At 75.0% G+C, this 10,882-nt stretch carries 2 protein-coding genes; both read left to right on the top strand.

What is annotated here, in order from left to right:
* Window positions 1-40 precede the first annotated feature (40 nt).
* Complete coding sequence (locus AC3ERT_RS32205) at window positions 41-1,258, top strand: cytochrome P450 (protein WP_435137890.1); 1,218 nt, start codon at window positions 41-43, stop codon at window positions 1,256-1,258.
* A 164-nt stretch (window positions 1,259-1,422) separates the two neighbouring features.
* Entirely contained in the window at window positions 1,423-10,857 is a 9,435-nt protein-coding gene (locus AC3ERT_RS32200) for a type I polyketide synthase (RefSeq protein ID WP_435178370.1), read from the top strand.
* Window positions 10,858-10,882 lie beyond the last annotated feature (25 nt).

Genomic DNA, 10,882 nt, shown 5'->3' with positions numbered 1-10,882 from the left:
CTGAGGCCGGCCGGCCTCAGCCGATTTGAGGAGTCAGCGCATGGATGCAAACGAGATCCTGGGTGAGCTGCTCACCCCCGAGGGCCGCGACGACCCGTACCCGCACTACGCCGCCGCGCACGGCCTCGGCCCGGTCGCGCCGCTCGGCGACAAGCTGTGGATGGTGCCCGGCTACGACGCGATCAACGAGACGCTGCGGGCCAGCGAGTTCGGCCCGTGGGATGACCGGTACAACCGGCTGTTCACCGCCGCCGAGTGGAAGCTCCACCCCTCGGTCGTCGCCCTGACCAACAGCATCCTGGACACCAACCCCCCGGACCACACCCGGATGCGGGACGTGATGGCCCGGGCGTTCAGCGCCCGCCGGGTCGCCGCGCTCGAGCCGATGATCCGGCAGATCGCCCGGGACCTGCTCGACGAGATGGCCGACGCCACGTCGGACGGCTCGTCGGTCGACTTCATGGACCGCTTCGCCTTCAACCTGTCCGTCGGCGTGGTCGGCGAGCTCTTCGGCATGCCGAAGGAGGACTGGCCGCGGTTCAAGCAGCTGGCCAACGACTGGACCCTGGTCTTCGAGGTGACCCCCACCGAGGAGGACACCCTCATCGCGGACACCGCCTACGCGGAGTTCGAGAAGTACTTCCAGGAGCTGGTCGCCCGGCGCCGCACGCACCCGGGCGACGACCTGGTCAGCGCGGTGGTGCAGATCACCGACCAGGAGAACGCGCCGCTGACCGCGGAGGAGCTGGTCTGCAACCTCGGCGTGGTGCTGGCCGCGGGCATCGAGACCACCACCCACATCTTCGGCAACGGCCTCAACCTGCTCTTCAAGCACCCCGACGTCGCCGCCGGGCTGCACAACAAGCAGATCGCCGCGGACAACTTCGTCGAGGAGGTGCTGCGCTTCGACTCGCCGGTCCAGCTGATCGCCCGCGTCGCCCGTGAGGACGCGGAGATCGCCGGCACCCGCATCCCGATGGGCGAGTGGGCGCTGCTCGCGCTCGGCGCCGGCAACCGTGACCCGAAGCGCTACACCGACCCCGACCGCTTCGACCCCACCCGCACCGCCATCCAGCCGGTGTCCATGGGCGCGGGCATCCACCACTGCCTCGGCGCGCCGCTCGCCCGGCTGGAGGGCACGGTGGCGTTCACCGAGCTCCTCGACCGGTTCCCGAACGTGGCGCCGGCCGGTGAGCCGACCCGCCGGGACCGGCTGACGATCCGCGGGTACGAGAACCTGCCCGTCACCCTCGGCTGACCCCGCGACGGCGGCAGCACCCGCCTGCCGCGGCCGCCGGGCCCGGTGCCAACACCGGGCCCGGCGGCCCGCGGCGGGCTTCCGAGCACCGTTCCCGGCCCCGGCCTGCCTCCTGCTCCCTGCCTCCTGCTCCCTGCACTCGTCGGACCTCTGTGGAGATAGTGATGACTGATTCCCCCATTGGTAGCGGAGCGGAAATCGCGATTGTCGGCATCTCCTGCCGGCTGCCGGGAGCCTCCACCCCGCAGGAGCTGTGGGACCTGCTGAGCCAGGGCCGCCACGCCATCGGCAAGGCGTCCGACAAGCAGCGCACCGCCGGGCCCGACGGGGCCGACTGGCCGGGCGGCTTCATCGACGGCATCGACGCGTTCGACGCCGCGTTCTTCGGCGTCTCGCCCAACGAGGCCGCCGCGATGGACCCCCAGCAGCGCATCATGCTGGAGCTGTGCTGGGAGGCCCTGGAGGACGCGGGCATCGTGCCCGCCGACCTCGACGGCGGCCGCGCCGGCGTCTTCGCCGCCAGCATCACCAGCGACTACACCACCCTCCTCGCCCGGCAGCAGGGCGAGCTGTCCCGCTACACGCTGACCGGCCTGAACCGCGGGATCATCGCCAACCGGGTCTCCTACAGCCTGGGCCTGCGCGGCCCGAGCCTGACCGTGGACTCCGCACAGTCCTCCTCACTCGTCTCGGTGCACCTGGCCGCCGAGAGCATCCGGCGCGGCGAGGCCGACCTCGCCCTGGCCGGCGGCGTCAACCTGATGCTCGACCCGGGCAGCACCGCGATGACCGAGCAGTTCAACGCGCTGTCCCCCGACGGCCGCTGCTACACCTTCGACGCCCGCGCCAACGGCTTCGTCCGCGGCGAGGGCGGCGCCGTCGTCGTCCTCAAGGCCGCCGAACGGGCCCGCGCCGACGGCGACCGGATCTACGGCCTGATCCTGGGCAGCGCCGTCAACAACGACGGCCGCACCTCCGGCCTGACCGTGCCCGGCGAGCAGGCCCAGCGCGAGGTCGTCCGGCAGGCCGTCCAGGCCGCCGGCGTCCGCCCCGCCGACGTCCAGTACGTCGAACTGCACGGCACCGGCACCAAGGTCGGCGACCCCATCGAGGCCGCCGCGCTGGGCGCCGCGCTCGGCACGGACCGGCCCGCCGACCGGCCGCTGCACGTCGGCTCGGTGAAGACCAACATCGGCCACCTGGAAGGCGCCTCGGGCATCGCCGGGCTGCTGAAGGTGCTGCTGAGCATCGAGCGCCGCCAGGTGCCGGCCAGCCTCAACTACGAACGCCCCCACCCCGCCATCCCGCTCGCCGACCTCGGCCTGAGCGTGCAGGCGGAGCCGGGGCCGTGGCCCGACGAGCGGCAGCGCCTCGTCGCGGGCGTCAGCTCGTTCGGCATGGGCGGCACCAACTGCCACGTCGTCGTGGCCGAGGACACCGCAGCCGAGGCCGCCGCGCCCGACGCCGCCGCACCCGAAGCCGACGCGCAGGCCGCGACCGTACCCGCCGACCACATCGCCGCCCACGCCTGGCCGCTGTCCGGCCGTACCGCGCCCGCGCTGCGCGCCCAGGCCGAGCGCCTGCACGCCCACGTCTCCGCGCGCCCCGGCATACCCACTGCCGACACCGGCCGGGCCCTGGCAACCACCCGGCAGGCGTTCGAGCAGCGCGCCGTCGTCCTCGGCGACAGCGCCGCGGAGTTCCACGCCGGCCTGACCGCCCTGGCCGCCGGCGACCCGGCGGCCAACGTCGTGGCAGGCACCGCCCGCGCCGTCGGCGGCACCGTCTTCGTCTTCCCCGGACAGGGCTCGCAGTGGCAGGGCATGGCCCGCGAACTGCTGGAGACCTCACCGGTGTTCGCCGAGCACCTGACCGCGTGCGCACAGGCCCTCGCCGCCCACCAGGACTGGTCCGTGCTCGACGTCGTACGCGACGTGCCCGGCGCGCCGTCCCTGGAGCGCGGCGACGTGGTGCAGCCGGTGCTGTTCGCCGTGATGATCGCCCTCGCCCGGCTCTGGCAGGCCCAGGGCGTCACCCCCGACGCCGTCATCGGCCACTCCCAGGGCGAGATCGCCGCCGCGCACATCGCCGGGGCGCTCACCCTCGCCGACGCCGCCGCCGTCGTCTCGCTGCGCGGCCAGGCCCTCAACGCCGTCGCCGGGCTGGGCGGCATGGTGTCGGTGGCCGAGCCGCTCGCCGCGGTCCGCGACCGGATCGCGGCCTACCCCGGCCGGCTCGGCATCGGCGCCGTCAACGGCCCCGGCAGCACCGTCGTCTCCGGCGACCCCGCCGCCCTCGCCGAGCTGATGGCCGCCTGCCGCGCCGACGGCGTCCGCGTCCGCGAGGTCCCCATCGACTACGCCTCGCACTCCCCGCAGGTCGACGCCATCGAGGCCGACCTGCTGCGGCTGCTCGCCTCGATCCGGCCCCGCCGCGCCGACCTGGCCTTCTACTCCACCGTCACCGGCGGCCTGCTGGACACCGCCGAACTGACCGCCGCCTACTGGTTCCGCAACCTCCGCCAGACCGTCGAGTTCGAACCGGCCGTCCGCGCCGCCCTCGCCGACGGGCACCGCGCCTTCGTCGAGACCAGCCCGCACCCCGGACTGGTCGGCAGCATCGGCGAGACCCTGCGCGACGCCGCCGTCACCGACGCCCTCGTGACCGGCACCCTGCGCCGCGGCCACGGCAGCCTGCGGCAGTTCCTCACCGCCGTCGGCCAGTACCACGTCCAGGGCGGCACCCTCGACTGGGCACCGGCGCCGCGCCCCGCGCACCGCGTGGACCTGCCGACGTACGCCTTCCAGCGGGAGAGCTACTGGTTCGCCGCCCCCGACGGCGCGAGCACCGCGGGCCCCGCGAGCGCGCCCGCGCCGCACCGCCCCGAACCGGCCCGGCCCGCACCGCAGTCCGCCGTCGACGCCGCCGGGGACCCCGCCGCCCGCGCCGAGGACCTGGTCGGCCTGGTCCAGAAGGCCACCGCCGTCACCCTCGGCCACGCGAGCGCGGACGCCGTCGACGTCACCCGGACGTTCAAGGACCTCGGGCTCGACTCCGGCGCCGCCCTCGAACTGCGCGGCCGGCTCACCACCGCCACCGGCCTCGAACTGCCCGATACGCTGGTCTTCGCCCACCCCACACCGGAAGCCCTCGCCCGCCACCTGCGCGCGGAACTCGCCGGGGACACCGCCGCGGGCGCGGCAGCCGCGCCCGCGGTCGCCAGCAGCGAACCCCTGGCGATCGTCGGCATGGCCTGCCGCTACCCCGGCGACGCGAACTCGCCCGAGCTGCTGTGGGACCTGGTCGCGCGCGGCACCGACGCGATCGGCGAGTTCCCCGGCAACCGCGGCTGGGACCTGGCCGCGCTCTACGACCCCAGCCGCGGCCGGTCGGGCACCTCGTACACCAAGAACGGCGGGTTCCTGCACGACGCCGACGAGTTCGACCCGGACTTCTTCGGCATCAGCCCGCGCGAGGCGACCGCCATGGACCCCCAGCAGCGGCTGCTGCTGGAGACGTCCTGGCAGGCGCTGGAGGACGCCGGGATCGACCCGGGCGCCCTGCGCGGCGGCCAGGTCGGCGTGTTCACCGGGGTGATGGCCCAGGACTACGGCCCGCGGCTGCACGAACAGGCCGACGGGTACGACGGGTACCTGCTGACCGGCAACAGCCCCAGCGTCGCGTCCGGCCGCGTCGCCTACGCGCTCGGCCTTCAGGGGCCCGCCGTCACCGTGGACACCGCCTGCTCGTCGTCGCTGGTCGCCCTGCACCTGGCCGCCCAGGCCCTGCGGCAGGGCGAGTGTGCGCTCGCGCTGGCCGGCGGCGCCACCGTGATGTCCAGCCCCGGCATCTTCGCCGAGTTCTCCCGGCAGGGCGGCCTGTCGCCCGACGGCCGCTGCAAGGCGTACTCCGCGGCGGCCGACGGCACCGGCTGGGCCGAGGGCGCCGGGGTCGTCGCGATCGAGCGGCTGAGCGACGCGCGGCGCAACGGCCACCGCGTGCTCGCGGTGCTGCGCGGCAGCGCGATCAACCAGGACGGCGCGTCCAACGGACTGACCGCGCCCAACGGTTCCGCGCAGCAGCGCGTGATCGGCCAGGCGCTCGCCTCGGCCGGGCTGCGGCCCGACGAGGTCGACGCGGTCGAGGGCCACGGCACGGGCACGAAGCTGGGCGACCCGATCGAGGCCGAGGCGCTGCTGGCGACCTACGGGCAGGGGCGCGCGGAGGACCGGCCGCTGTGGCTGGGCTCCATGAAGTCGAACATCGGCCACACGCAGGCGGCCGCGGGTGTCGCGGGCGTCATCAAGATGGTGCAGGCGCTGCGGCACGAGGTGCTGCCCGCCACGCTGCACGTGGACGCACCGTCCGGGCACGTCAACTGGAAGTCCGGTGCGGTCCGGCTGCTGACCGAGCCGCGGCCGTGGCCGGCGGGGGAGCGGGTGCGGCGCGGCGCCGTGTCGTCCTTCGGAATCTCCGGGACGAACGCGCACGTGATCCTGGAGGAGGCTCCGGCGGCGGAGGAGGAGCCCGCGCCGCAGGCCGCGAAGGTCCTTCCGACGGTTCCGGTGCTGGTGTCGGCGAAGGACGAGGCGGGGCTGCGGGCGCAGGCGGCCAGGCTGCGGGAGTTCGTGCTCGCGCGGCCGGAGACGGGGCTGCTGGACACCGGCTTCTCGGCGGCCACGACGCGGGCGCAGTTGGAGTACCGCGCTGCGGTGTCGGCCACCGACCGGGACTCCCTGCTGGCGGGGTTGTCGGGGTTGGCGGTCGGTGAGCTCGGCGGTGGTGTGGTGGAGGGCCGGGCGGGGTCGGGGAAGACGGTGTTCGTCTTCCCGGGGCAGGGTGCGCAGTGGGTGGGGATGGCGGTGGAACTGCTGGATTCCTCCGAGGTGTTCGCCGCGGAGGTGGCGGCGTGTGACGCGGCACTCGCCCGGTTCGTGGACTGGCGGGTGGAGGACGTGCTGAGGGAGGCGGCGGGGGCGCCGCCGTTCGAGCGGGTGGATGTGGTGCAGCCGGTGCTGTTCACGGTGATGGTGGCGCTGGCGGCGCTGTGGCGGTCGTTCGGGGTGGAGCCGGATGTGGTGGTCGGCCACTCGCAGGGTGAGATCGCGGCGGCGTATGTGGCGGGTGGGTTGTCGTTGGAGGACGCGGCGCGGGTGGTGGCGCTGCGGTCGAAGCTGGTGCTGGAGCGGCTGGCGGGGTTGGGCGGGATGGTGTCGGTGGGTCTGCCCGCCGAGGAGGTCGCCGTGCAGATCGCGCCGCACGAGGGCCGGGTGTCCATCGCGGCGGTCAACAGCCCGCGGTCCGTGGTGGTGTCGGGCGAGGCCGCGCGGCTGGACAAGCTCGTCGAGCAGTGGCACCAGGACGGGGTACGGGCCCGCCGGGTGCCGGTGGACTACGCGTCGCACTCGGCGCAGGTCGGCATCATGGAGGACGAACTCCTCGACGTCCTGACGCCGTTGGCGCCCCGCCCGGGCCGCGTTCCCTTCTACTCCACGGCGACCGGTGACTTCGTCGGGACCGAGGGCCTGGACGGGGCCTACTGGTACGCGAACCTGCGCGGCCAGGTCGGATTCGAGTCCGCCGTACGGCAGTTGGTGACCGAGGGCGCGAGCTGCTTCGTGGAGATGTCGCCGCACCCGGTGCTGGTCTCCGCGGTGACCGAGACCGCGGGCGAGGCCGAGGGCGGTGACCGGGTCCGGGTGGTCGGGTCGCTGCGCCGCGGCGAGGGCGGGCTCGGCCGGTTCGCGACGTCGCTGGCCGAGGCCCACGTGGCCGGAGCGACCGTGGACTGGGCCGCCTTCTACGCCGGGACCGGCGCGCGGGCCGTGCCCCTGCCGACGTACGCCTTCCAGCGGTCGCGGTACTGGCTGCCGGCCGGTGCCGGGGGCGGCGGCGACCTGACCGGGGCCGGGCTGGCGCGGTTCGCGCACCCGGTGCTGTCGGCCGCGGTGCGGGTCGGCGACCGCGACGAGTGGGTCTTCACCGGGCGGGTCTCGCAGGAGGCCCAGCCGTGGACGGTGGACCACGCGGTGTTCGGCATGGTGATCGTGCCGGGGGCCGCCCTGGTGGAGCTTTCGCTCGCGGTGGGCGGCCAGGTGGACTGCCCGGTCGTGGAGGAACTGGTCCTCCAGGTCCCGCTGCTGCTGCCGGAGGGCGAGGCGCGCGACCTCCAGGTCACCGTCGGCGCACCCGACGACGACGGGCGCCGCGACCTCGCGATCTACTCCGCGCCGGGCGGCAAGGACGGCGCGGAGAGCGCCGCGCCCACCTGCCACGCGCGCGGCAAGCTCGGCTCCGAGGTCGAGGCGCCCACGGTGCCCTTCCCCGCGGTGTGGCCGCCGTCGGGCGCCGCCGCGGTGCCGGTCGAGGGGCTGTACGAGCAACTGGCCGAGGCCGGCTACGAGTACGGGCCGCTCTTCCAGGGGCTGCGGGCCGCCTGGCGCGACGGCGAGCAGGTCTACGCCGACGTGGTCCTGCCCGACGACGACGCCGGCTCCTCCCAGGGCTTCGGGGTGCACCCGGCGCTGCTGGACGCTGCGCTGCACGGCAGCCTGCTGGAGGCGAAGGCCGGTTCGCAGGTCGGCCTGCCCTTCTCCTGGTCGGGGATCAGGACCGGGACGGCGTCGGGCCCGCGGGCCCGGGTGATGATCACCCCGGCGGGCGACTCCGCGTTCCGCATCGACATCACCGACGACCAGGGCGCCGTCATCGCGGCGGTCGACGCCGTCGCCTTCCGCCCCGTCGACCAGGCGCAGTTGGAGCGCAGCCAGGGCAACGGGCCGGACAGCCTGTTCACGGTGGAGTGGGTGCCGGTCCGGCCGGCGGACGGCGCGCCGCCGGCGGTGGCGCTGCTCGGCGGACTCGCCGGTGCGGGCGAGCCGTTCACCGACCTGGCCGCGTTGACCGCGGCGGTGGCCGCGGGCACCGCGGTGCCGGACGTAGTGGTCGCGGCGGTGCCGGCCGACCCCGACGGCTCGGCGCACGGCGTCGCGGCGCGGACCCTGGAACTGGTCCAAGCCTGGCTGGGCGCCGAGCAGTTGGCGCAGGCCCGGCTGGTGCTGGCCACGCGGGGCGCGCTCTCGACCGGTGGTGAGGCGCCCGACGTGGCGGCCGCTGCCGCCTGGGGCCTGGTCCGCAGCGCGCAGACCGAGCACCTGGACCGTTTCGTGCTGGTGGACCTGGACCCGGACGCCGATGCCCCCGCGCCGGACTGGCCGGCGCTCGCCGCGCTGGGTGAGTCGCAGCTCGCGGTGCGCGACGGGCGCCCCCTGGCGCCGCGGCTGGCGCGGGCGGCCGGGCCCGCGGTGCCCGAGCAGGGACCGTGGCGGCTGTCGCCCGTGGCGAAGGGCTCGCTGGAGGGCCTGCGGCTGGTCCCCTCCGACGCCGACCGCCCGCTGGGCGCGGGTGAGGTGCGGATCTCGGTGCGGGCCGCGGGCCTGAACTTCCGCGACGTGCTGATCGCGCTCGGCGTCTACCCGGGCGAGGCACCGCTCGGCAGCGAGGCGGCGGGCGTCGTGCTGGAGACCGGCCCGGGCGTCACCGACCTGGCGCCCGGCGACCGCGTGACGGGCCTGGTCCTGGAGTCGTTCGGCACCACCGCCGTCGCGGACCGGCGGATGGTCGCGCCGATGCCCGCGGGCTGGACGTTCGAACAGGCCGCCGCCGTACCGGTGGTGTACCTCACCGCCTACTACGGCCTGGTCGACCTCGGCCGGCTCGGCGCCGGCGAACGGGTGCTGATCCACGCCGCGGCGGGCGGTGTCGGCATGGCCGCGGTCCAACTCGCCACGCACCTGGGCGCGGAGGTCTACGCGACCGCCAGCCCCGCCAAGTGGGCGGCCGTCCAGGCGATGGGCATCCCGGCCGAACGCATCGCGTCCTCCCGGGACCTGGCCTTCGCCGAGACCTTCGCCCGGGCCACCGGCGGCAAGGGCGTGGACGTCGTCCTGGACGCCCTGGCCGGCGACTTCGTCGACGCCTCGCTGGAACTGCTGCCGCGCGGCGGCCGGTTCCTGGAGATGGGCAAGGCGGACATCCGCGACCCGCAGGAAGTTGCGGCGGCCCACCCGGGCGTCGACTACCAGGCGTTCGACCTGTTCGACGTCAGCCCCGAACGGCTGGGCGAGATCCTCGCCGAGGTCCTGGACCTCTTCGCGCGGGGCGTGCTCACCCACGCACCCGTCCGCACCTGGGACGTACGCCGCTACGCCGAGGCGTTCCGCTTCCTGCGCGAGGGCCGCAACACCGGCAAGGTCGTCTTCACCGTCCCGCAGCCGGCCGACCCCGAGCACGCGATCCTCGTCACCGGCGGCACCGGCGGTCTGGGTGCCCTGGTGGCACGCCACCTGGTGACCGTCCGCGGCGCCCGCCACCTGGTGCTGGTCTCCCGGCGCGGCCTGGAGGCGCCCGGCGCGGCCGAGTTGACCGCCGAACTGGAAGCGGCCGGCTGCCGCGTACGGGTCGCCGCCTGCGACGTGACGAGCCGGGACCAACTCGCCTCGCTGCTCGGCGCGTTGGACACCCCGCTGGCCGGTGTCATCCACGCCGCCGGTGTGCTGGACGACGGTGTGGTGGCGTCGCTGACCCCGGAGCAGATGGACCGGGTGATGCGGCCCAAGGTCGACGCGGCCCTGCTGCTGGACGAGTTGACGTCCGACGCGGACCTCCGGTTCTTCGTCCTGTTCTCCTCCGTCGCTGCCCTCATCGGGAACCCCGGGCAGGGCAACTACGCGGCCGCCAATGCCGTCCTGGACGCGCTCGCCGCACGGCGCCGGGCCGAAGGGCGCCCGGCGGTCTCGCTCGCCTGGGGCCTGTGGGAGACCCGCACCGGCATGACCGGCGAGCTCGGCGACGCCGACCTGACCCGCCTCAACCGGCTCGGCCTGCAACCGCTGCCCACCGACCTCGGCCTCGAACTGCTCGACGCCGCCCAGCAGGTGGACGCCGCGCTGGTCGCCCCGGTGCGACTCGACCTCGCGTCGATCCGCACCCAGGCCCGGCAGGGCATGGCACCGCCCCTGCTGGCCGGACTCGTCCGGGTCCAGGTGCGGCAGCCCCGGGCCGCGGCCGGCGGCGGGGGCGGGTCGCTCGCCTCCCGGCTGGCCGGCACGGGCCCGGAGGACTGGGAGCAGGTCACGCTGGATCTGGTGACCGCGCAGGTCGCGGCGGTGCTCGGACACGCCTCCGGGTCGGCGGTCGACCCGGGCCGGGCGTTCAAGGAACTCGGCTTCGACTCGCTGTCCGCCGTCGAACTGCGCAACCGGCTCACCCAGGCCACCGGCCTCAAACTGCCGACCACCCTCGTCTTCGACCACCCCACCGCGCTCGCCGTCACCCGCTACCTGATCCCCGTCGCCATGCCCGGCACCGCGCCGGCCACCGGCGGCCGCTCCTCGGAGGAGGACGAGATCAGGGACCTGCTGACCTCGATCCCGATCGGCCGGCTGCGGGCCTCCGGCCTGCTCGACGCCCTCCGCGACCTGGTGAACGACCCCGCGGAGAACGGCTCTCCGGCCGCGGACACCACCGAGTCGATCGACGACATGGACGCCGCGGCCCTGATCCGGATGACCGAGATGACCGAAGAGACGGCGGTCTGACCGCCTGTGCCGCCACCCGATCCCG

It is taken from the genome of Actinacidiphila sp. bgisy145 (genome assembly GCF_057708125.1).
Note: the sequence above shows the minus strand (reverse complement) of the source record. Positions and strands in the feature narration are given on the sequence as shown.